Source organism: Sphingobacterium olei, from assembly GCF_005048855.1.
GTDB lineage: Bacteria > Bacteroidota > Bacteroidia > Sphingobacteriales > Sphingobacteriaceae > Sphingobacterium > Sphingobacterium olei.
Map to the genome: position 1 here is coordinate 427,925 of NZ_SUME01000004.1, position 24,465 is coordinate 452,389.

The 24,465-nt window shown below is 40.4% G+C and carries 12 protein-coding genes, 3 tRNA genes and 1 pseudogene; 14 read left to right on the forward strand and 2 right to left on the reverse strand.

Annotated elements, in window-relative coordinates; genetic code table 11:
* Window positions 1-60: 60 nt before the first annotated feature.
* The 3 genes from porW (at window position 61) to uvrC (ending at window position 7,485) form a co-directional block, all read left to right on the forward strand.
* Window positions 61-3,195, forward strand: a complete 3,135-nt coding sequence (gene porW / locus FAZ15_RS11770) for a type IX secretion system periplasmic lipoprotein PorW/SprE (protein WP_238387231.1) — start codon at window positions 61-63, stop codon at window positions 3,193-3,195.
* Window positions 3,196-3,216: 21 nt separating this feature from the next.
* A complete protein-coding gene (locus tag FAZ15_RS11775) occupies window positions 3,217-5,460 on the forward strand; it encodes a transglycosylase domain-containing protein (protein WP_136901508.1) in 2,244 nt (747 codons plus the stop codon).
* A 219-nt stretch (window positions 5,461-5,679) separates the two neighbouring features.
* Window positions 5,680-7,485, forward strand: coding sequence for an excinuclease ABC subunit UvrC (gene uvrC / locus FAZ15_RS11780; protein ID WP_136901509.1), 1,806 nt, complete (start codon window positions 5,680-5,682; stop codon window positions 7,483-7,485).
* A 195-nt stretch (window positions 7,486-7,680) separates the two neighbouring features.
* Here the strand turns inward: uvrC and era are convergent, their stop codons facing one another.
* On the reverse strand, window positions 7,681-8,559 hold the full coding sequence (era, locus tag FAZ15_RS11785; protein WP_136901510.1) for a GTPase Era: 879 nt from the start codon (window positions 8,557-8,559) through the stop codon (window positions 7,681-7,683).
* Window positions 8,560-8,672: 113 nt separating this feature from the next.
* On the opposite strand from era, the gene FAZ15_RS11790 reads away from it, so the two are divergent.
* The 9 genes and pseudogenes from FAZ15_RS11790 to FAZ15_RS11825 all read left to right on the forward strand — a co-directional run bounded on the left by FAZ15_RS11790 (window position 8,673) and on the right by FAZ15_RS11825 (window position 17,915).
* Window positions 8,673-8,745 (forward strand) — tRNA-Met (locus FAZ15_RS11790).
* Between the two features lie 46 nt (window positions 8,746-8,791).
* A tRNA-Met gene (locus FAZ15_RS11795) sits at window positions 8,792-8,864 on the forward strand.
* Window positions 8,865-8,910: 46 nt separating this feature from the next.
* Window positions 8,911-8,983: transfer RNA gene (locus tag FAZ15_RS11800), tRNA-Met, on the forward strand.
* Window positions 8,984-9,245: 262 nt separating this feature from the next.
* On the forward strand, window positions 9,246-11,141 hold the full coding sequence (locus FAZ15_RS22700) for a SusC/RagA family TonB-linked outer membrane protein (RefSeq protein WP_202912379.1): 1,896 nt from the start codon (window positions 9,246-9,248) through the stop codon (window positions 11,139-11,141).
* A gap of 51 nt (window positions 11,142-11,192) precedes the next feature.
* Window positions 11,193-12,344 (forward strand): annotated as a pseudogene (locus FAZ15_RS22705) (TonB-dependent receptor domain-containing protein); the annotation flags it as partial.
* Window positions 12,345-12,357: 13 nt separating this feature from the next.
* Window positions 12,358-14,070, forward strand: a complete 1,713-nt coding sequence (locus tag FAZ15_RS11810; protein WP_136901511.1) for a RagB/SusD family nutrient uptake outer membrane protein — start codon at window positions 12,358-12,360, stop codon at window positions 14,068-14,070.
* Window positions 14,071-14,241: 171 nt separating this feature from the next.
* Window positions 14,242-15,543 (forward strand): ribosome biogenesis GTPase Der, encoded by a 1,302-nt coding sequence (gene der / locus FAZ15_RS11815; protein WP_136901512.1) that lies wholly within the window; start codon window positions 14,242-14,244, stop codon window positions 15,541-15,543.
* Window positions 15,544-15,561: 18 nt separating this feature from the next.
* Entirely contained in the window at window positions 15,562-17,034 is a 1,473-nt protein-coding gene (gene cysS, locus FAZ15_RS11820) for a cysteine--tRNA ligase (protein ID WP_136901513.1), read from the forward strand.
* Window positions 17,035-17,048: 14 nt separating this feature from the next.
* The gene (locus FAZ15_RS11825) at window positions 17,049-17,915 is read left to right on the forward strand and encodes a YybH family protein (protein ID WP_136901514.1); all 867 of its coding nucleotides are present in this window, start codon (window positions 17,049-17,051) and stop codon (window positions 17,913-17,915) included.
* Between the two features lie 56 nt (window positions 17,916-17,971).
* On the opposite strand, the gene FAZ15_RS11830 is transcribed toward FAZ15_RS11825, so the two are convergent.
* A complete protein-coding gene (locus FAZ15_RS11830) occupies window positions 17,972-19,333 on the reverse strand; it encodes a peptidylprolyl isomerase (RefSeq protein ID WP_136901515.1) in 1,362 nt (453 codons plus the stop codon).
* A gap of 267 nt (window positions 19,334-19,600) precedes the next feature.
* On the opposite strand from FAZ15_RS11830, the gene FAZ15_RS11835 reads away from it, so the two are divergent.
* Both FAZ15_RS11835 and FAZ15_RS11840 read left to right on the forward strand, forming a co-directional pair.
* Window positions 19,601-21,271 carry a DUF6377 domain-containing protein gene (locus tag FAZ15_RS11835; RefSeq protein ID WP_202912380.1) on the forward strand — a complete coding sequence of 557 codons (1,671 nt, stop codon included), beginning with the start codon at window positions 19,601-19,603 and terminating at the stop codon, window positions 21,269-21,271.
* Between the two features lie 202 nt (window positions 21,272-21,473).
* A complete protein-coding gene (locus tag FAZ15_RS11840; RefSeq protein WP_136901516.1) occupies window positions 21,474-24,446 on the forward strand; it encodes a SusC/RagA family TonB-linked outer membrane protein in 2,973 nt (990 codons plus the stop codon).
* Window positions 24,447-24,465: the final 19 nt, after the last annotated feature.

Here is a 24,465-nt window from a genome sequence, read left to right on the forward strand (position 1 = left end):
TGTCGGAAGTTACTTAAGTTTTGAAATTAGAGAATGCTTAATCTGAAAAAGATTTATCGGTTGAAAAAGATATGTTTTCTGTTGTTCCTTGCGATGAGTGTCACTGCTTTTGTGGCAGGATGTAAGGGTGTTAAAAGAAGCAACACTGCTTTTCAAAAAGTAGATGCCGGAAATGATACCACAGCTCAGTTTAGTTTCATGCAGAACGTTACCTCAAAATATAACATTCTGTACAATGCGAATCTGATGTTGGACAAAGAACGTGACGCAATAGCAAATATCAAGACACATAACTATCAAATCCGTCAGACCGTTTTCGACGAACCCACTGCTCAAGGCGACTCCCATATGATGATGGATTCCCTGATTCAAAAGGCTTATAAAGTTGTAAACACGAAGCAGGACAGCAGATACGTCAACCATGCATATTTTATTATTGGGAAGGCCAATTATTACAAAGGGTCTTACTACACGGCTTTGGAGTTTTTTAATCATCTCATCCGTAATTCTGGTGAACAGGCGGATTTCGTATCTTTGGCATATGCGTGGAAATCCCGAGCCTTGCTTCAAATAGGTAAAGAAGAACAAGCGAAGTTAATGGTAGATTCTGCGTTTGCAACCTTGAGTGAAGAAAAGGATGTGCGCACCTTTATCAATGCTGCGAAGGCAAATTACCTCATACGTAATGGAAAAGAGCTGGAAGCGATTCCCTATTTGGAGTATGCCTTAGAATCGAATAGTGATCTGAGTAACAAGAGGAGGTGGATGTTTTTGCTCGCACAGTTATACCGTGACAATGGTCAAGCAGAGCATGCTCTTCAATACTTTCAGCGGATTTCAAAAAGCAATGTGCCCTATGACATGGCGTTTGAAGCTTCCCTACAAACAGCTTTTTTGAAAGGAAATAGATATTCATCGGTCGAAGATCGCGTAAAGCCATTGAAAAGAATGCTTCGTGAAGGTAAAAATGACGGATACCAGGATCAGATTTTATTTCAAATAGGAGACATATACTATGCAGACGGCAAAATAGATGAAGCGCTTGCGTCATATAATAGATCGTTGAGCGAACCGAAAAGAAATAATTACCAAACTACCGAGACCTATTTGAAATTGGGGGACCATTACTTTGAAGGGAGTAAATATCATTTAGCCCAATTATACTACGATTCCGTAGCAACGGTATTGCCTGCAGATTATACGGATGTAAATAAGGTGCGTCGGAAATTGGGCTATATGTCCGAAATCACCAGACTGTATTCCGAAATTGCATGGCAAGATACCTTATTACAGTTAGCCGCGCTGAGTGAAACAGACCTAGAAAATGTGTTGGAAGAATATGCTAATGTCGCGTTAAAGGCAAAGAAACTGGAAATAGAAAAAACAAAACTAGCAGAATCCAAATCTAAAAATCGAAAAAATACTACACAGAATGTAAACGCAGCACAGATGACGTTTGGCGCACCTACTAATTCATTAGCTGCAAATTCTGACAAAACATTTTATTTTAATAATCAGGATGAATTGGTTTTGGGGCAGTCGTCCTTTAGACGACGCTGGGGTAATAGACAACTGAAAGATAATTGGCGTTACGAGGCAGATAATTCAGCAGCAGTTAAAGTAACCCAAAACACCCCTTTGGGAACTGACCTTGTGAAAAATGAAGACGTTGAATTGGATGAAACACTTTTTGTGTCATCTGTAAAGTCCAGATACAGCAGTGAAATCCCAACACAGAAAGAGGCGTACGAAGCAAGCCATAAAAAGGTTCACGATAACCTAATTGTTATCGGAAACATATACCGGGACTACACCAAAGACAACATCGATGCCATTAAAGTGTATGAGGAGTTTTTGAGAAGATATCCAAATACGGAAGCTGGTGCGGAAATATACTATTCCCTATACCGTATGTATGATGGTTTAGACCAAGCCAAGTCATTGGATTACAAAAACCGTTTGATTGCATTATACCCTAAAAGTTTACATGCGCAGGTCGCACGTGATCCATCTTACATGGATAAAATAAAAAGGGATAAAAATATTTTGGATCGTGTATTCGAAAAGCTGTTCACGCTGTACGCCAATGGCGATCATATGACTGTTATTACCGAGGCAGACAAAGACTTAAAAGAACGCTTTGAAAACACGGGGTTAGTGGCTCAGGTGGAATATCTACGTGCTTTAGCTGTAGGTAGAGTTGGGCGGGTAGAAGATTTTACGGAAGCGTTGAATGATATCGTTGCAAAGTATCCTACAGATAGTTTGGTGGTGCCTTTAGCAAAGGAGAACTTAGCCTTTATAGCGCAGTATCCGAATTACTTTACCAATCGTGTAAATGCCCTACAGGATATAGACAAAAGTAGAATAGCGTTTATAGACGAACCGCACATGACGGCGTGGCCCAGTCTAGGTATTGACGGAGATTATAGAACTGGTACGGCAATTGTGCAAGAGAAACCTAAACCCAAGGAAGAAATAAAAATTGCTAAAGTAGAACCTGCAATCGAACAGGTTGCTAATACTGAAAGCGTGGCTGTAAAAGAAGAAAAGAAAGAAGAAATAATTGCAAAAGTCGAAATAGCGATAAAAGAAGAGCCCAAAAAAGAGGAGTTGGTAAAAGCGGAAGAAAAAGTTGCTGTAGAAGAATTGAATCAGGAAGTTGAAGTAGTGGACGAAATTAAGGAGGAAAGAACGCTAGCAGGTCTATCGGGTGTTACGACAGATGGTAAAATAAATGCAAGCACGCAGGTTAATACCAACTTATCGATCGGCCAAATCAATAGACCGGTGGGGCAGGTAAATATTGATCTTGGTCCAAATGACTATAGAGATAAAAAGCTTTTCCCAGATACAGCTACCTATTATTTTACCGTTAATGTGATGGATGCAAAATTAAACATGGCACCGAGCAGGTACGGAATAGGGCAGTTTAATCGAACGCGCTATGCCCAGTTAGCAATCAATCATCAGCTGAAAATGGTAAACGGGGAGAATCAACTTATATTTATCGGACCGTTCAATACCTTTGACGAAGTAAAAGCATACGAATCAAAGATTTTGCCAATGATGCATGAAATTATGAAAGTACCTGTAGAAATTTACAATACTTTTGTCGTTACAAAAGAGGTGTTTCCATCTCTTACGGACGGGGTGCAGATTAAGAATTATCATCAAACTTATAGTGAACAGTAGTTTTACAACTATCATATTAAAATGAAGAGAGAGTCTAAAAAAAATAAATTAACGCAAGAAGATATTTCCCGCTATACACGCAATTTTTGGAAATTCCTCATCGGCATTGTTGTTTGTGCGGTCTTATTTTTAGCCTGTGTGCGTATGGGTTTTTTTGGGTCACTACCTTCTTTTGAAGATTTGGAGAATCCAAGAAGTAATTTAGCTTCGGAAATACTGACCGATGATCACAAGGTATTGGGTACATACTATGTTCACAATCGGTCTAATGTAAAATACAGTGAATTATCTCCTCATTTGGTCAATGCATTGATCGCTACTGAAGATAAGCGTTTCTACGGCCATTCGGGAATTGATTATTCTAGAACGGTAACGGCCATATTTTACACTTTGGTTGGTAATAAGCAGGGAGGGAGCACAATTACACAGCAATTGGCATTGAATCTTTTTTCGGAAAGAAGAGAGCGTAATAAGGTCAAGCGGGTGATGCAGAAGTTTCAAGAATGGATTACCGCTGTACGATTAGAACGTAATTATACGAAGGAAGAGATTATTATGATGTATTTCAATACGGTTGATTTTGGCGCGTACAATACCTACGGTATTAAATCTGCGGCGCGTACGTATTTTGATACGACTCCGGATAAGCTGACTGCAGAGCAGGCCGCCGTATTGGTAGCCATGTTAAAAGGTACTTATTTGTATTCTCCAATTAAGTTTCCGGAAAAGTCTCAACTGCGTAGAAATCAAGTTCTTATTAATATGCATGATGAAGGCTTTTTAAGTGATGAAGAACTGAGTACAGCTAAAGAAAAGCCGTTGGGATTGAAATTACGGATTTCAAATTACGGAGAAGGTTTAGCACCGTATTTCCGGGCGGTATTAAAAGAGGAAATAAAGAAGGAGTTTCAAAGACTTTCTATTACCAAGCCAGATGGTAGCCCGTATGATTTAGATAAAGATGGATTACGTATCTACACGCCTATCAACTATAGTATGCAACAATATGCGGAAGATGCACAAAAGGAATGGATGCAGACACTGCAAAATGAATTTGATAAGCAATGGAAGCGCAGAAATGCATTTACAGGTGAAAATGCGAAATTGTTGGAAACAGGGATGAAACGTTCGGATCGCTACCGCATGTTGAAGAACGAGGGGCTGTCTGAAGCTGATATCAAGAAAGCGTTCAATACAAAAGTACCTATGACTCTGTTTACATGGAAAGGGAATATTGATACCGTAATGACGCCAATGGATTCAATTAAGTACAATAAACTATTGCTACGGAATGCGATGATGGCTATGGAGCCGCAAACAGGGCATATTAAAGCTTGGGTAGGAGGGATTAATTTCGAGCATTTCAAATATGATCAAGTGAAGTTGGGAACACGCCAGGTAGGCTCAACGGCGAAACCATTCACCTATGCGGTAGCAATTGATAATGGCTACTCCCCGTGTTTTACTGTACCTAATCATCAAAGAACTTATGGTAATTGGACGCCGCGTGGAACGGTTCAAGGTGGCGATCCCATTACATTGAAGAATGCATTAAAATACTCTCAAAATTTTGCTTCCGCCTACGTGATAAATGAAGTGAGTGCATCTAGTGTTGCGGCATTAACTAAAAGGATGGGTATAACATCGAATGTACCCAGTTATCCTTCGATAGCTTTAGGAGCATATGAAGCCTCTGTCTTCGATATGGTGGGAGCCTATTCGGCTTTTGTGAACCACGGGACGTGGATCGAACCAACTATGATCCTACGGGTCGAAGATAAGAACGGTACATCCATTTATGAGAAGGCGCCAAAAGTAGTGAAAGCACTGAATGGAGAATCCGCTTATATTATGGTCGATATATTAAAAAGTGTGGTAGATGGCGGTACCGGAAGTCGTCTTCGCCGTAAAGAATATGGCGGACTGACTTATCCGATGGGTGGAAAAACAGGGACGACAAATGATAATTCTGATGCCTGGTTTATCGGTATTACACCGGAGCTGGTTGCGGGTGTATGGACAGGTGCAGAAGACCGGGGTATTAGTTTTAGCAATATGCAATATGGTCAGGGTGCTGCTGCCGCACTTCCGGTTTTTGGTTTATTTATGAAGAAGGTGTATGGTGATAAAGACTTAAAATATTCAAAAGAAGACTTCACCTTACCTCCCGGTGGAATGACAAGAGAAATGGACTGTAGTAAATATTCTAAATTCGATGGTATCACAGAAGATCCTCCGTTGGATGACGATCGGCTAGGATTTTAATACAATACGCAATGTCATTAAGTTAAGGGCTATACATTGAATATTGTCATCCTGGAGCTCGTTGAAGGGGCTTACTGCACGGCTTTTTGGGTATTATTCATTTGTGTTTGTATAAAAATGCATGATTGATTGCTTCGCAGTTCCTGTCGTCGGGATGGCAAAATACTAGTTAACAGCTTTAACGCAATACCTATCGGAAGAGTGTAGAGAATAGAGGCAATGAGTGGATTTGACTATAAAGAAGAACTAAAAAGGATACCTCATAAGCCGGGCGTATATCAATATTTTGATAAAGGCGGTGAATTGATCTACGTGGGTAAAGCCAAAGATCTACGAAACCGTGTGGGTTCCTATTTTGTCAATGACAGGCAACTCAATTCGAAAACACGTGTCCTTGTACGCAAAATTCAACGTATCGCATTTACGATTGTGGATACGGAAATCGACGCCTGGCTTCTGGAAAACAATCTGATCAAGAAACATAAACCGCGGTATAACGTCATGTTAAAAGATGACAAAACCTATCCGTGGATCGTGATCAAAAATGAACATTTCCCCCGAATTTATTGGACACGCAAATACATCAAAGATGGTTCCCGCTATTTTGGTCCGTATGCTTCTGTTGGTATGATGCACATTGTGTTGGATACCATAAGGGAGTTGTTTCCTTTGCGTACGTGTAATCTTAATTTAGCACCTCAGAATATTGCGAAGGGCAAGTACAAAGTATGTCTGGAATACCAGATCGGTAATTGTAGAGGGCCATGCGAAGGATTTCAAGAGGAGGAAGATTATAGCCAAAATCTAAGCGACATCAAGGATATCCTGAACGGTAAAATCTCGGTGGTCACAAATCGTTTGAAGGTTCAGCTTAATGATGCAATTGCCGAATTAAAGTTTGAAGCTGCACACAGCCTAAAAGCGAAATTGGATAAACTAGGTAATTACCAAAGCAGATCTACGGTAGTGAGCTCGTCTATTTCCAATGTAGACGTATTTAGCATCGCTTCGGATGAAAGTTATGCTTTTGTGAATTTCCTAAAAGTAATGAATGGTGTTGTCATCCAAACCCAGACCCTGGAAATGAAAAAGCGCTTGGATGAAAGCGATGCAGAGCTGCTCGCCCTAGCTATTCCGGAAATACGCAGCCGTTTTAAGAGTGTTTCACGGGAGATCATTGTGCCTTTTGATTTAGAGATCGAGAGTGTTCCCGAATACATAAAATTTACAGTACCCAAAGCGGGTGATAAATTTAAGCTTTTAGAGCTTTCACTTAAGAATGTCGCCTACTTTAAAAAGGAACGGTTGACACAGTACGAGCGTCTGAATCCCGAATTGAAGACGGAGCGCATCCTTCTTCAGATGCAGAAGGACTTAAGACTGAATGTACTTCCTCGACATATCGAATGTTTTGATAACTCCAATATTCAAGGTAGTTTTCCAGTATCGGCGATTGTGGTATTCAAAGATGCAAAGCCTTCTAAGAAGGACTATCGGCATTTTAATGTGAAGACCGTTGTAGGACCGGATGATTTTGCGACGATGGAAGAGGCTGTATACAGGAGATATAAGCGTGTTTTAGATGAAGAGCAGTCGTTGCCTCAATTAATCATAATAGATGGCGGAAAGGGGCAGCTGAGCGCAGCCTTGAAGAGCTTACGCTTGCTAGGGATCGAAAAACAAGTGACCATCATCGGTATTGCCAAACGATTGGAAGAACTGTTTTATCCCGGAGATCAGTATCCGCTTTATCTGGATAAGAAATCAGAAACGCTTCGTATCATTCAACACCTTCGCGATGAGGCCCACCGATTTGGGATCACCTTTCACCGTAACCAGCGAAGCCGCAAGACGTTTGTGTCGGAATTGGATAATATTCCTGGAATTGGGAAGACGACAGTAGAACGTCTACTGAAAACGTTTAAGTCCGTGAAACGAATAAAGGAACAGCCGGACGAAGAGCTTAAAAAGGTATTAAATCAAAAACAATTAATGGCTCTTCGGACGTACTTTTTGGAGAAATAAAAATGTGTCTAAAAGAACGATATCGTCTTCATTGCGAGCGAATCTGTCGGAGGAAGAGTTTAATCACTGGATGGCGTCTAAAAAACATGGTATCGTCATTGCGAGGAGGCACGACGTGGCAATCTTCTTTGATTCGATAAGATTGCTTCGCTTCGCTCGCAATGACGTAAAAGTGCACTTTTTTAGACACTCCTGTTAATCGTCGTAACCGAAACTTTTTAAATAATTTTTCTTGGATCTCCAATCAGGAATCACTTTCACAAATAGTTCGAGAAAGACTTTTTTACCGATGAACTCTTCGATATCCTGACGTGCATAAGTACCCACTTTTTTTATCATTGCGCCTGCTTTTCCAATAATGATATTTTTTTGGGAGTCACGTTCTACGATAATTTCGGCTGCTATTCGTGTAATATTAGCTTCTTCCTTATAGGACGTTACAATCACCTCCGTACTATAAGGGATTTCTTTGTCGTAAAGCTTGAACACTTTTTCGCGGATCATCTCCGAAACGAAAAAACGCATTGATTTGTCCGTCAACTCATCCTTTTCGTAATAGGGGGCATGCTCGGGTAGATTTTCCTTGATATAGGCCATAATGCCGTTAACACCGTGATCCAATAAAGCCGAGATTGCAAAAATAGCGTGAGGATTTAATTTCTCTTTCCAGAATTCTATTTTAGCCATGACCTCTTCTTCCGAGGATTTGTCTATTTTATTAATTAAAACGGCAACAGGTGAAGCGGTTTTTCGCAGTTTTTCTATCACATCGTTCTCATCATATTTTTCGTGTATATCTGTCACAAAAAGAATGATATCGGCATCAATCAAAGATCCCTGTACAAAATTCATCATTGATTCTTGTAAAGAATAATTGGGTTTGATCACACCGGGGGTGTCAGAAAACACGATTTGATGATCTGTATCATTGACAATCCCAATAATCCGGTGGCGGGTTGTTTGAGCCTTCGGTGTGATGATAGACATCTTTTCCCCTACTAATGAGTTCATTAGGGTAGATTTGCCAGCATTTGGCTTACCTATAATACTTACGAATCCTGCTTTGTGCGACATTTTTCAATCTTTATTTGGATTACAAAGAAACAAATAATATCTTTGTACTCCAATTAAGGAGAGCAATATCTTGCGTTTTGACCAAAAGAACGCATTTAATATATAAAATATATTGCGGGGTGGAGCAGTTGGTAGCTCGTCGGGCTCATAACCCGAAGGCCATTGGTTCGAGTCCAATCCCCGCTACTAAGGAGCTAAGGCAATGCTTAGCTCAACGAAATTTAAAATACATTGCGGGATGGAGCAGTTGGTAGCTCGTCGGGCTCATAACCCGAAGGTCATCAGTTCGAGTCTGGTTCCCGCTACTAAAGAGCTAAGTGAAAGCTTAGCTCAACGAAATTTAAAATACATTGCGGGGTGGAGCAGTTGGTAGCTCGTCGGGCTCATAACCCGAAGGCCATTGGTTCGAGTCCAATCCCCGCTACTAAAACAAAGCTTCGATCTTTTAGATCGGAGCTTTTGTTCTTTACAAGAATTGATTATTGCTTGATCCCCTTCTTTCAGAGATTTTAACAATGTTATAAAAGGTTGTTTATGCAAACGTTTGTGTGTTTTACGCAAACGATTTCGTTTAACATTATGTTTTTGATTAGGTTACTTTGGGTTAACTTGGTGCGGTTAAATTATTGAATTCTACTACTTATGGAACTTCGTTAGTTTAATTAAAAACCTTTAAAAGTAATTTTATGATAAAGAGATTTACAAGTCCTTTTTTCATTGGCAAAAGTTTTCGGCTAGCTTCAATCTTGATGCTTGGGTTTGGTATACCTACTGCTTCAGTATTTGGAAGTGACTCGACTACCCATGCGAATGCATTTTATCAACAAACGGTAACTGGCCGTGTCACCTCATCTACTGGGCCTGTTGCAGGCGTCACTGTGACCATTAAAGGAAATGCTTCTGTATCGACTTCAACGGATGTTCAGGGTAACTTTTCCATTGAGGCAAGCAACGGTCAGACATTGATTTTTACAGCTGTTGGATTCTCAACGCTAGAGGAAATCGTGACCGGAAATGTGCTGTCGGTGATCTTAGATGAAAGCGATCAAGCCCTGGAAGAGATTGTAGTGGTGGGATATGGTACCCAAAAAAGGGAGAGCCTAACAGGAGCATTGAATACCGTAAAAGGTAGGGAGTTGAGAGATATAACTACACCGTCTGTAGAAAATATGCTGAATGGAAAGGCTCCTGGTGTTTTTGTTGCTCCAGGTTCCGGACAACCAGGTGCGAGAGGTGGTGTTGTCATCCGAGGTCAGGCTACGTTGAGTGGAAGTACAAGTCCACTATGGGTTATTGATGGTGTTATCGTCGGATCGGGAGCTGGGGATTTAAATCCCGATGATATCGAATCAATGACCATTTTGAAGGATGCTGCCTCTACAGCAATTTACGGTTCGCAAGGTGCCAATGGTGTTATTGTTGTTACGACCAAAAATGCAAAAGTAGGAAAGACAACCGTGGACCTTTCGACGAAGATCGGCTTTAATGAGCTCACGAACGGAAATATGGAAATGATGAATGGAGCGGAATTGTATGATTATTATGCTTCGTTTGCTAATTCAGCTAATATTTCATTTCCTCGTTGGAACGAAAACTTACGCAATAGCAACTTCGATTGGTGGGACTTAGCGACGCAAAGTGGATTCACCCAGAATCATAATGCCACTATCCAAGGGGGGACGGAGACACTTCAGTCTTTCATGTCCATAGGACTGTATGATGAAAAGGGAGCCGTGAAAGGTTATGATTTTAAACGTTATAATGTTCGCTTCAGACAAACGTATAAACCGTTTGAGTGGTTTTCGATAAAGCCGTCATTAGTTGGTGCACGTCGAGGGGTAGATGATAGGCAGTATTCCACAACCGCAATGTATTCTAATTTGCCATGGGATAGTCCGTTTGATGCCGATGGTAACTTAGTTCCTCATCGTTATAGTGGTTGGGTAAATAATGCAAGCACCAACTATTTGTATGACCTGCAATGGAACCATTCCGCCAATGTCAACTATGAATTTATGGGAAACCTTGATTTTGACGTTAAGTTGACCAACTGGTTGAGTTTCTCATCTGTCAATAACTACAGGTACAATCATTATTCAGCTAGTGGATATACTGATCCACGTTCTAATGGCGGACTGAGTGTGGGCGGGCGTCTGACCGAATACCGGTCAGAATATGCAAGAAGGTACACCAGTCAAATTCTTCGCGCAAATCAAACCTGGGATAGACATGTTGTAAATGGTTTGATTGCATATGAATTTAATGACTATTCAGCAAAAACATTGGATGCTTATGGTACCGGCTTTATTCCTGGATTTGAAGTGCTGGATGTTGTAACAAGGCCAGAACGTACAAGGGGCAAGATCAATGAATGGGCTGTTCAGTCCTTTTTGTCTAATGTACATTATGCTTATGATAACAAATACCTCGCTCAGGTTTCATTCCGTAGAGATGGCGCATCTAATTTTGGTGACAATGCCAAGTATGGTAACTTTTTCTCTGTTAGTGCAGGTTGGAACATTAACCGTGAAGACTGGTTTAAGGCCGATTGGGTAGATGTTTTGAAACTTCGTACGGCATAAGGCTCGGTAGGCAACCGTCCGAGTTCCCTATATCCGCAATATGATCTTTATTCTATATCGCAAAGCTCAAGTTACAACGGTCAACCTGGAGCATTAATCAGCCAAAAGGGTAATAAAGATCTTACTTGGGAAAAAACGTACACTGCAGGAGCGGGAGTCGATGCTACTTTTCTGAATAATCGGGTAAGAGCCACGTTTGACTATTACGTAAAAGACACAGATAATATATTATATCAAGTTCCAGTTACTGGAACAATTGGTATTACCAGCATTTGGCAAAATATCGGAGAAATGAGAAATACCGGATTTGAGCTTGCTGTTGGAGGTGACATTATTCGAAATGATGATTGGTTGTGGAGTATAGACGTTAATATCGGGCATAATAAAAACAGACTTACCAAACTCTATCCGACAAAAGATGCCAATGGAAATTATGCCGTTAGGCCGGTTATTATCGGCGACGGCTTAGGTATTGCTGGATCTGCACAGCGTGTGTTGGAGCCAGGTCTTCCGGTTGATACGTATTATTTGAAAGAATGGGCGGGTGTAAATCCAGATAATGGAGCACCGATGTGGTATCAAGTGGAGCGGGATGTGGATGGGAATGAAGTTTCACGTAATACGACATCAAATTATTCGGCCGCTACCTTTGAAAAACTCGGTAAAGCTGCGCCGGATTTGTTCGGTGGATTCTCTACAGCATTAAGATATAAACAATTCGATCTAGGCGCTGTTTTTGGGTATTCGATTGGTGGAAAAATCTACAACTACTCACGTCAGGAATACGATTCAGATGGTACCTATACTGATCGGAACCAAATGAAATTAATGCCGGGATGGAGTCGTTGGGAGCAACCAGGGGATAACGCAACACACCCAATCGCAAAGTATAACAATCAGGACAGGGGAAATCAGGTTTCTTCACGTTTTGTAGAGGATAGTGATTTTCTTCGGTTACGTTCATTGACGCTAGGTTATAATGTTGACCTTAGCCGGTACAACATCAGGAATGTACGTGTGTTTTTTGCCGGTGAGAACTTATTTGTCACTACCAAATACTCAGGAGTAGATCCCGAAATTCCATTTAAAGAAGATGATGAAGCCAGTTTAGCTGGAACAGGGGGGGTAATCTTAGGTTCAACAGGTCCATCCGTGTACCCTGCTACACGCAGATTTATGTTTGGACTTAATCTCTCATTTTAAAAACGAAAAGAACATGAAAAAAATATGTATTGCATTATCGATCTTGGTTACATTCGCTTCTTGCGATATCGATCGTTTGCCTTATGGTTCAATGGATTCCGAACGGATTGAGAACGATCCGGAAGCGTATTTAGCGTCTTTACTTAATGGGGCTTATGCGCAATTGAAAGCATGGTCTGACCCCATGCATCGGGCGGGAGAATATGCTGGTGACAATATGATGATCAGAGGGGCGTCTACGGATGCCTTTTACGAATTTATTTCATTTGCGCGGACACCGAATAATGGCCGGTTAAACCAATTTTGGAATTCGGGATATAAGGCAATTGCACAAGTCTCCAATGTGATCAATATGTTTGAAGAAGGGCAGAGTGCAGCGTTTGATAACGAATTAGGCGAGTGCTATTACATTCGTGGTATGATGTATTTTTACTTAGTTCGTGCATATGGGCGTCCGTATTATCAAAATCCGGAAACAAATTTGGGTGTGCCAATCGTGAACGGAACACCGGAGGACGTTATCAATTTGGAATTGCCCGATCGCGCAACGGTGAAATCTACATACGAACAGGTTATTAGCGATTTAAAGAAGGCAGAGGAGTTGCTTACTATTAATGATGGCTCTTCCTATGCATCAAAAGGTGCGGCCCAGGCCATGTTATCCCGCGTGTATCTTTATATGAGCGGTACGTATCAATCGCCGAATACGGCATATGCACAATTGGCTGTTGATTATGCAGATAAGGTTATCAACTCTGGAGATTATGCACTCTTATCAAGGGATCAATTTATGCAATACAATACCTATGTGCCCGAGAATAATCCGGAAACGATTTTTGCAGTAAAACGCGTGGCCTCGGAATTTTCTGGTTCTGACCATTATTACGGAATCGGCGGAATGTATGCTAATATTGGTGGACAAGGCTGGGGTGAAATGTACGCTAGTGCCAAATACATCGACTTATTGAACGAAACAGGACGAAATGATTGGCGTCCGGAAAAATACAAAATGATAGATGCACGTGCTGCTTTTATTGAACCAACATATTCAAAAAATGCAACTACGGGTGCTTATTTGGAAGTTTTCCGTTTCATTAAAGAAGATGGTGCGAATGTGCTAAACTATGTGCAGGACACGGTAATACGTAATGGTAATAGTATAACTTGCAAAGAAGGTCAAGATATCTATACCTTAAGTGCTATTGACGCAGCACAAGAAATTTATAGTATTCAGTATAAGGATGGTAAAACGTATCAAGGGGTGATTGATTATTTCATTAGTTTAAATAGAGTTTATCCACAGTTTTATATTACGAAAGCTTCTCGTGAAGGTGAAGATTCACATCTTCATTCGCCAGTGATCAGTAGGTTAGGCGAGGTGTATCTGAACCGTGCAGAAGCTTATGCTAAACTTGGGGACTATGGCGCTGCACTGACAGACTTGAACGAGATCAGAACACGTTCTATCGTAAACGGCGGATATAGTTCTTTAGATGCGTCTAATGCGAGCGAGAGAATTGATAAAGAGCGTCAATTAGAACTGGCCTATCAGGCAGAACGCAGCTACGACGTTTTCCGCAATGGAGGATCATTGGTCCGGCAGTATCCAGGTCCGCACGGACAGTTTGAAGCGATCGCACCTACGGATTACCGTGTGGTCTATTATATTCCGCAGGATGCGATAAACTCTTATCCAGGTACACTAACGCAGAATCCAACTAATTAATCGCTTGGTGTCGAATTTCGGCGGTTATGCACTAGAAAATGGCTTTGCTATATTGCAAAGCCATTTTTGTTTATAGCGGTGAAAATCCCTTATTTATCCGTAACTTTGTAACCTTATAAAAAAAGCATAATTTAGAGTTGCCGTGAGGTAACGTTTTTAATATATATTAATATGGCAAATATAGTTGCAATTGTTGGGCGTCCGAATGTAGGTAAATCCACCCTTTATAATAGACTGACCGAAAGTCGTAAAGCGATCGTCGACGATTTTAGTGGTGTCACGCGCGATAGGCATTACGGAGAGGCTGAGTGGATCGGTAAAAGATTTACCGTAATCGATACGGGCGGGTTTGTTCACGGGTCGGATGATATATTTGAAGCTGCTATTCGCGAACAGGTTCATATTGCAATTGAAGAAGCCTCAGTAATCCTCTTTATGGTAGATGTCACAACAGGTGTCACAGACTTGGATGACGACATTGCAAATATTCTTCGCCGCAGTAAAAAGCCGGTATACGTCGTTGCCAATAAAGTAGATCATGCAAAATTGCACCATGCCTCGGCAGAATTTTACGCCTTCGGATTAGGTGAAATCTTTAACATTTCTTCCGCTACCGGATCGGGTACAGGGGAACTGTTAGATGAGGTGGTTTCGCATTTCGAAGTGCTGGAAGAAGAAGAGAGTACATTACCTAAAATTACTATCGCAGGTAGACCCAATGTCGGCAAATCTTCTTTAACCAATGCATTGCTGGGTAAAGATCGTAATATTGTGACCCCGATAGCGGGTACCACACGGGATGCTATACGAATACATTATAACCAATTTGGAAATGAATTTCTTTTAATTGATACTGCAGGCCTTCGTCGAAAGACAAAAGTGACCGAAAATATCGAGTTTTATTCGGTCATGCGTACGATCAAAGCAATTGAAGACTCGGATGTCGTGGTGCTGATGATCGATGCTAACGACGGATTGGAAGCACAGGATATAAATATTTTCCATTTAGCAGAAAAGAATAAAAAGGGTGTTGTTATCCTCGTGAACAAATGGGATATGGTGGAGAAAGACCATAAAACAGCCAAGGAATTTGAGGCACGTATCCGTGAGAAAATTGCACCTTTCAATGATGTGCCAATTTTGTTTACATCGGTAACTGAAAAGCAACGTATTTTCAAGGCGGTAGAAACAATTATGGAGGTATACCAAAATAAAACGAAGAAAATCCCTACCTCGAAGCTGAATGACGTGATGTTGGATATTATTGAAAATTATCCTCCTCCGGCGACAAAAGGTAAATACATCAAAGTAAAATATATAACCCAGATTCCGGGCAGGTCACCTATGTTTGCCTTTTTCTGTAATCTACCACAGTATATCAAAGACCCTTACAAACGTTTTGTTGAAAATAAATTAAGAGAAAACTTTGATTTCTCAGGAGTTCCTATTCAAGTGTTTTTTAGACAAAAATAGATTAAGCAGTATCATGCTATGCAGCACAATTTAGTTTTATACAATACCCTTACGCGTAAGAAAGAAAAATTTGAACCCATTCATCCCAATATGGTGGGAATGTATGTATGCGGGCCTACCGTTTATAGCGATGTGCATTTGGGGAATTGTAGGACATTTGTATCATTCGATCTCATATTTCGCTATTTGTTGCATCTCGGTTATAAAGTGCGCTACGTACGCAACATAACAGATGCCGGTCACTTAGAAGGTGATAATGATGAAGGTGATGATAAATTTGCGAAGAAAGCGAAATTGGAACAATTGGAGCCAATGGAAATTGTTCAGAAGTACACAATAGGCTTTCATGATGTACTGCGTTTATTCAATACCATTCCACCGAGCATAGAGCCCACGGCGACGGGACATATATCCGAACAGATTGAAATGATTAAACAGATCATCGATAATGGATATGCCTATGAGACTAATGGTACGGTATATTTTGATGTAGAAAAATACATCAAAGAATATAATTATACGATTTTGACCAACAGAAATCTGGAAGATTTATTAAACAATACCAGGGAGCTGGGTGGTCAAGATGAAAAGAAAGGTAGATTGGATTTCGCCCTTTGGATCAAAGCTAAACCTGAACATATTATGCGTTGGCCTTCGCCTTGGAGTGTCGGATTTCCAGGATGGCATATCGAATGTTCGGCCATGAGCCGTAAGTATTTGGGCGATCAATTTGATATACACGGGGGAGGTATGGATCTTGCAGCTACGCACCATACCAATGAGATTGCACAGTCTCAAGCTTGTAATCATACTGATCCGGCTAAATATTGGATGCACACCAATATGTTGACCGTGAACGGTGCGCGCATGTCAAAGTCTGCAGGTAATGGTTTTTTGCCACATGAATTGTTTACGGGCAACCACCCTTTGTTGCAAAGAGGCTATTCACCGATGGCGGTTCGTTTCTTTATGCTACAGGCACATTATAGAAGTACGCTCGATTTCTCCAATGAAGCACTGGATGCGGCAGATAAAGGATATAAGCGTCTAATGGCCGCTATTAATCTGTTAGATAAGATTACTCCTTCGGCTAATTCATCGATCCAGCACAATATAGGAAGTATCAAAGCAAATTGTTATGCCGCCATGGATGATGATTTTAACAGCCCGATCCTTATTGCCGAACTTTTTGAAATCGTAAGGGTAATCAATTCAGTCTATGACGGTAAACAACAAGTAGACGTAAAGACGCTGGCTGATATAAAAGAATTGATGCAGCATTTCGTTTGTGATATTATGGGACTGCAAGATGATCAGTTAGGGGGAGATGGAGAAAGTGTTGATAATCTGATGAATGTGATCATTAAGTTGCGTAATGAAGCAAAGAAAAATAAAGATTTTACGACCTCAGATCGTATTCGCGAAGAGCTGACCGCTATTGGAATTCAACTAAAAGATAGCAAAGAAGGAACACTTTGGAATAAGATTTGATAGTTCAGGAAAATATGAATTTTAATTTCTTGTTTAACACCTTTCTTTTTATCGGTCTTACTTCCTTCACAAAGTTGTATGGACAGCTTCCGGATAAAGTAGGCGGACTTATAGCTGCAGATAAAAATGCGGCCGCAATAGCAAAGATGCAGAGTCCACACGCTGCATTCATGTCAATAATCGATAAGGAGTCCATCTTTTATGTGCCTTCTACAGTCAATGCGTTTAATTATTTAAGTAACAGGCCCAATATTCCTGATGTGATGTCATGGGAGCCTAATTTTGCGATTGTCTCCAGAAGTTTAGATTGGGGATTGACTTCGGGAAAAATGCAATTTCAGAAAGTGGGAGCCGTTAAGCGGCATGGACAATATTTGACTGTTTGGAAAAGAGGAAAAAAAGGTGATTGGAAAGTTGCGATTCGTGCCGAGGTAGAGAATTTTGGCAAAAAGGTAGCTAGCGATCTCATCTATTTCGAGCCTGACGATTCCTGGTATTTAAAACACCGGTCTCAGGTACGGTTGAAGCAACGCGAAGATATCGTTTTTCAGACGGATGAATTGTTTTCAACTGTCTTAAAGGCAAATAATGAGACAGCTTATAAAGAGTTTTTGGCAGAGGACGTTCGTTTTTATTATCCTTGGCAGGAGGAAATAGAAGGTAAAGACAACGTGCTTTCCTTTTTAAAAAAGCAACGATATGAGATCGTAACGACACCAGCAGAGGTAGGGCGGGCATATAGTGGCGAGTTTGCTTTTACTTCGGGCACAGCAACCGTTCATACCAAAGATAAAGCAACTAAATTCAATTACATTCGTGTCTGGCAATTGAAAGATGATTATCAGTGGCGTGTGATTATTGAAATGTTATTTGAGCGATAGCAAGAAAAAAGGGAATGACTTGTAAATCATTCCCTTTTTTCTTGCTATCGTTTCGACTAGTTTTTTGCGACTTTTCCGGTACTCACCCAGTCTTCCAATTCCTGACAGGTCATGAAATCTGGATTTACATCGATAAAGGTATTGTCTTTACGCGTTTCAAACCATTCACTCAATTTAATGTTGGTCTTGTTTTGTTTAGCTGCTTCCTTGATTTTTGCAAAGTCTTGTTCTAAACTTGCCTTGTGAGGCGGTATACGCGACTTCAAGTAGTATAATACGTAAGATGTTTCACCGGTTCTTTTATCGGTAACTAATACGGATTTAGAAGTTTCGCCAGCCTTTAGTGGATCTATGGCATTAAATACGGTTACATCATTTAACTGGGTTACCGGAATCAATGTAGAACCATCATATTCGCTTGTGACGACCCCGCCATTATATTTCGTGAAATTATCGTCGGAATATAAAGATGCGGCCGTATTAAAGTCCATTTTTTTTGCCGCAATTCTATCGTATATACTGTCTATTTTGGCTTTTGTGCGTTGTAGAGCAGCCGGTGTAGGCTTTGTTTTAACGAGTACGTGTCTTACGTTCACTTCTTCACCTCTTCTGGCGAGTACCTGCAAAAAGTGAAATCCATATTGCGTTTCAAATACGGGAGATATTTCGCCTTCTTTCAGTCTAAAAGCTTGAGCAGAAAACTCTTTCACATACGATTCACGTGTAGCAAATCCTAAATCACCACCACTGGGTGCAGAGCCATCTTCAGAATATAAGCGGGCAATGGTACCAAAGTCTGAGCCATTTACGACTTGTTGGCGATATCCTTCTGCCTTATCTTTAAATGTTTGCTTCTCTTCTTTGGTTAGAATAGGGTTAACAATTAGTTGTGCATATTCAATCTCTGTATCAAAATAAGGAAGACTATCTGCATCTAAGCTCTCAAAGTATTTTTTTACTTCCTGTGGGGTTACATCAATTTTAGAAACGATAGTCTGCTGCATCCGCTGCGCTTTTAAGAGCTCAGCTACGCTAGGTCTCATCTCTTCCTTGTGTTGTAAAAGCGATCGGTTTAGAAATGATTCCAAATTTTCTTTACCACCGGCCCGTTGTGTCATGAAACGAATTCTCCTGTTTAATTCATCATCCACCTGCGATTCCGATACTTCTATGGAGTCAATTACGGCCTGTTGTGCCAAGAGTTTTTGGGTTAATAATTGTTGAAGAATTGCACATTTTATGGTTTCATCGGGCTTGCTCCCTTCTGCTAGCGCTTGTGCATACTGCATCTCAAGGTCGGATTGTAAGATTGAACTATTACCTACGGTAGCCACGATGCGGTCAACCAATCTTTCTTGGGAAAAAGATGAAAATACCGTTGTAAGTAATAAAACCGTTAATCCTATGTGTTTTTTCATCTGTATATTATTTTTTATTTGCTATTGTACCTTATTGTCCGTTAATTTTGTGTCTCAGCATTATAGATACAAAAATATCAGAATTATTTGTAAAAGTAGATTTATTTTCTGCATAAGTGTAAGCCGACTTATATCAATAAGTGTCCGTATGCTACGAAGATAAAATTTCGGAATGCTATAATGCTGTTGTTTAACGAATTTTAACGTATAGATAAAGAGGATAATAAATCTTCTCTATTTATATTAATTGCTCTATTTTTATACGCAATGAGATTTTGGGAAGTAAGCGAATTTCGTATGGTGCGTAACGTTTTGGCAATGTATAAATTTTTAGTTGTTCTATGTAGTGTATTAAGTTTTGATACAGTAGTATTTGCTAGTTCCCAGGTCGATTCTGTGGAAAAGGAACTACATCTTCTATTAAATAGAAAAAGCCAATTCGAATCAAAGAAAATTGAAACCATCTCCAGATTCAAAGATGCATTAAAAACGACAAAAAACCTGCATGATAAATATGTATTGCATCTCAATCTCTATCATGAATTTAAAAAATACCAGATTGATTCGGCTATATTTTATATAAAAGCCAACCAACTTATCGGACGCGAGCTGAACAATCAATATCTTATTGATGAGTCCCTCATCCAACTGGCAAGTTTATATTCATCAGCAGGCAAGTTTATAGAGTCCGCAGATCTGCTGAGTCAAATAAGCAGAGCGCAAATGTCGGAAGATTTATTGCCTGATTATTATAAGGCGTATTCTGAATTCAGTAGCCATTATGGACAAAGTAGTAATAACGATCTTTATTTTAGAGAAAGTGAAATATTTCGGGATTCGCTATTATCTGTACTTGATCCTCAATCTATAGAGTACCAGATCACTTATGCGACGAAAAAACTTTACAATAATGAAACGACGGTTGCAGAGAAACTCCTCCGTCAATTATTACAGGAGACCGATGAAACCCTTAGCGAACGTGGGTTAATCGCTTACTTATTGGGGATAATCTATAAGAACAAAGGAGAATTAGACAAGCAAATCTATTTTTTTGGTCTGTCCGCACTAACTGATATCAAACATGCGGTTAAGGACAATGCATCTCTACAAAGTTTGGCCTTATGTTACTACGAAAAGGGAGATGTTGATAAAGCATATTTATACATTCAGGAAGCAATTAACGATGCTATTTTTTGCAACGTTCGTTATCGAACTATTGAAAGTTCGTCTTTTTATCCCATTATTAATGCCTCTTTTCAAGAAAAGGAAAATAGGCAAAAAAACGAGCTCAAAAGTTACTTGATGGTTATCAGCTTGATGACTATTATATTGTCGGTGGTTCTTGGGGTTCTCTTTATCCAAATTAAAAAACTAAAAAAAATACGGATAGCACTTAAACAGGCCAATGATGACCTGCATCACCTGAACGACCAGCTTCTCAAAGTAAATAACGAACTTTCTGAATCCAACCATATCAAAGAAGAGTATATTGCCCATTTTTTTGATATATGCTCATCCTATATCGATAAGATGGATAACGCACGTAAAACGATTTTGAAGAAACTGGCGAATAAGCAAGAGAGTGATATACTCAAACATTTAAAATCACAAGATGTGATCAAGGAAGAGTTGGAGGATCTCTACCGTAATTTTGATATTATATTTTTGAATTTGTACCCGTCTTTTATAGACGAATTCAACAAACTATTGAAACCGGAGGAACAGATCCTTCCAAAGTCCGAAGAATTGCTCAGTACGGAGTTACGTATATTTGCTTTGATCCGTTTGGGTATCTCTGACTCTACAAAGATTGCGAGCTTCCTCCGTTATTCCTTACGAACGGTTTATAATTATCGCGTAAAAGTGCGTAATAAAGTCTTGGGATCTAAGGATGAATTCGAAGATAAGATTAAAAAAATCGGCGAAGTTCAGTTCTAATCGGCTATAAATAGTTACTTTCTTTAATGGATGTTTTTCTGTAAGAGTCTGTTTTACAGTTGTTTTTGTTGTGTTCTGTGTTACTTTTTAGTACTCCACTTCCTTCAATGCTAGAATAAAGCTTTCCTACTTCTTTACCTTTGTATAGGAGCTAATTGATATCTCCTCCATTATAATCTATAGTTTAAACAATTATAAGTCTATGAAGCTTTTTACCAAAGTTACGTTTCATCTTATACTATTTTCTATGCTGCTGTGCAGTTCAGGACTCTATGCCCAGAACCCGTCGAGCATAAGCGGAAAAGTCACCGATGAAAGTACAAATGAACCCATTATTGGAGCTACTGTTACAGTAGTCGGAACCAATTTGTCCACTTCGACCGATGAGAATGGAAATTTCTCTATCTCCAATCTACCTGCCAATTCTAGGATTAGTATTTCGTATTTGGGGTATGATACACAGTCCATAGCAGTGACCGCTGTTATGATCAATATCGGTCTTGTACCATCGTCATCCATGTTGGAGGACGTCGTCGTAATTGGTTATGGTACTGTAAAACGGAAAGATGTAACGACTGCGATATCGAGTGTATCGCTCGAAGATCTGAATGAGCGTCCTATTGTCTCTGCAGGACAGGCCATTCAGGGTAAAGCAGCGGGTGTATCTGTTATCCAGCCGAATGGCGCTCCCGGTGGTGAAACTTCCATACGTATCCGTGGAACCACCTCCTTTAACGGAAGCAATGATCCGCTGTACGTGGTGGATGGTGTACCTGTCGATAACCTTAATTTTCTATCGCCTAATGATATCGCCGATATGCAGATCCTAAAGGATGCATCATCTGCTTCAATCTATGGATCACGCGCGGCGAATGGGGTGGTATTAATCACGACCAAAAGAGGTAAAGTAGGTGAAGCGAAGATAGGATTTAATGTACAGGCAACTCAAAATAGAGTTGCTAATCAGATAGAGGTGCTGAATACCGCGCAGTATAAAGAACTCCAGGACGAAATCGGACTGGTTAATATACCTGTGGGATTGACCGATCAAACCGATTGGTTTGATGAAACCTATAACACGGGAAATATTCAGAATTACCAGTTATCCATTTCTGACGGTACCGACAAACTGCGTTATTTCCTTTCAGGTGGATATCTCAACGAAAAAGGTGTTATCAATACCGCTTTCTACAAACGGTACAACTTTAGAGGGAATATTGAAAACAAAGTTCGCAGTTGGCTCACCATCAATGCTAATGTCGCTTATTCGGATTACAATAGCAATGGCATTATAACGGGTACAGGAGCCAATCGGGGTGGAGTCGTACTTTCGGTTATTAACACACCGACATTTGCACCTATTTGGGACGTGTTTAACCCGGGGCAATACAATACCGATTTTTACGGTATAAACATTACCAGCCCGCTGGAAAATATTGCCCGTAGTAAAAACAATAAAAATAGGGAGAACCGTATTCTCGCATCGGGAAGCAGTACCATCACGTTTTCTCCTGTACTTAATTTTAAAACAACGTTTGCCTTAGATCGACGTAATGCGATGGCAACGACTTTTTTGGACCCCCTGTCTACCTCATGGGGTAGAAATCAATACGGCGAAGGTTCCGATGCCCGCAATATGAACACGGTATTAACTTTTGATAATATACTGACCTTCAATAAATCATACGATAAGCATAACATAGAAGCAATGGGCGGTTCGTCGTGGACGAGCTCTGATTACAGAAATAGCTGGATCAATGCTTCCCATTACCGTGATAACTTGATTGAAACCCTGAATGCGGCCAACAAAATTTCGTGGGATGGTACCGGATCAGGCGCGTCGCATTGGGCAATTATGTCCTATTTTGCACGTGTCGCTTATAACTACGATAGCCGTTACCTATTGACGGCAAATGTACGGACAGATGGCTCTTCCAAATTGCATCCCGATCACCGTTGGGGGGTGTTCCCTTCTGTTTCTGCTGCCTGGCGTCTTTCTGCCGAAAGTTTCTTAAGTGATGTCGACTGGCTGAATGATCTCAAAATAAGAGGCGGATGGGGACAGACTGGTAATCAATCCGGGTTGGGTGATTATGCGTATTTGCAAATGTATAATCTCAGACGTATTGAATGGTTTGTAACAGGACAGGAAAATGCCGTGCCAACTATTAGTGCCGGCAATTTAAGGACCAGGGATTTGACCTGGGAAACTACTTCCCAAAGCAACATAGGTGTCGATTTCACGGCATTCAACAACAGGTTATCCATGAACGTGGATTATTATAACAAAAAAACCGAGGATATGTTGATGTATGTAACGGTACCGAGTGGTGCAAACGTGTCAGGTACGATCATGAGAAACGAAGGTGTCATGCGTAACCGGGGATTTGAAATTAATGCAAATACGAAGAATCTCGTTGGTGATTTCGGTTGGAGTACAGATTTTAATATTTCGTTCAATAAGAATAAATTAGAAAGCTTGGCTTTACAGAAGATCTATAATACAGCCGTTACGTCCAACTTTGTCAACGAAACGGTCGTACGCAATGAACCTGGAAGAGCTCTCGGTGGTTTCTTTGGATACATTAGCGATGGCGTAGATGTGGAAACCGGAGAATTGATGTATCGCGATATTAACGGTGATGGAAGGATCTCTTCTTCAGATCGTACCTATATCGGTGATCCAAATCCGGACTTTACGTTTGGATTAACCAACAACTTCGCTTATAAAGGTTTTAACTTAAACATATTTCTTCAGGGAACCTATGGCAATGATATTTTTAATGCATCAAGAATGGAGATGGAAGGTATGTACGATGGTAAAAACCAATCTACCCGAGTATTGCAGAGATGGCGCGTTCCTGGTCAACATACCGAAGTGCCAAAGGCAGGCTTTGACCTAAAAAATTCAACTTATTTTATCGAAGATGGCAGCTATTTACGGGTTAAAAATGTATCCCTTTCCTACGATATCAAAGGTGATGTACTGACAAGGTGGGGAATCCATAAATTACAACCATTTGTATCAGCTAGCAACCTGTTGACTTTCACGAACTATTCGGGTATGGATCCTGAAGTAAATCAATGGGGTGGGAGTGGCGCTGTACAAGGAATAGATTGGGGGACGTATCCGCATAGTCGTTCGTATGTAGTTGGTGTAAGTCTTGAGTTCTAATACGTAAAAATTGGAAGTA

Bases quoted from the DNA above. Each gene is read 5' to 3' on its own strand.
- FAZ15_RS11775 (WP_136901508.1), top strand. From the start codon at position 3,217: ATGAAGAGAGAGTCTAAAAAAAATAAATTAACGCAAGAAGATATTTCC.
- uvrC (WP_136901509.1), top strand. From the start codon at position 5,680: ATGAGTGGATTTGACTATAAAGAAGAACTAAAAAGGATACCTCATAAG.
- era (WP_136901510.1), bottom strand. From the start codon at position 8,559: ATGTCGCACAAAGCAGGATTCGTAAGTATTATAGGTAAGCCAAATGCT.
- FAZ15_RS22700 (WP_202912379.1), top strand. From the start codon at position 9,246: ATGATAAAGAGATTTACAAGTCCTTTTTTCATTGGCAAAAGTTTTCGG.
- FAZ15_RS11810 (WP_136901511.1), top strand. From the start codon at position 12,358: ATGAAAAAAATATGTATTGCATTATCGATCTTGGTTACATTCGCTTCT.
- der (WP_136901512.1), top strand. From the start codon at position 14,242: ATGGCAAATATAGTTGCAATTGTTGGGCGTCCGAATGTAGGTAAATCC.
- cysS (WP_136901513.1), top strand. From the start codon at position 15,562: ATGCAGCACAATTTAGTTTTATACAATACCCTTACGCGTAAGAAAGAA.
- FAZ15_RS11825 (WP_136901514.1), top strand. From the start codon at position 17,049: ATGAATTTTAATTTCTTGTTTAACACCTTTCTTTTTATCGGTCTTACT.
- FAZ15_RS11830 (WP_136901515.1), bottom strand. From the start codon at position 19,333: ATGAAAAAACACATAGGATTAACGGTTTTATTACTTACAACGGTATTT.
- FAZ15_RS11835 (WP_202912380.1), top strand. From the start codon at position 19,601: ATGAGATTTTGGGAAGTAAGCGAATTTCGTATGGTGCGTAACGTTTTG.
- FAZ15_RS11840 (WP_136901516.1), top strand. From the start codon at position 21,474: ATGAAGCTTTTTACCAAAGTTACGTTTCATCTTATACTATTTTCTATG.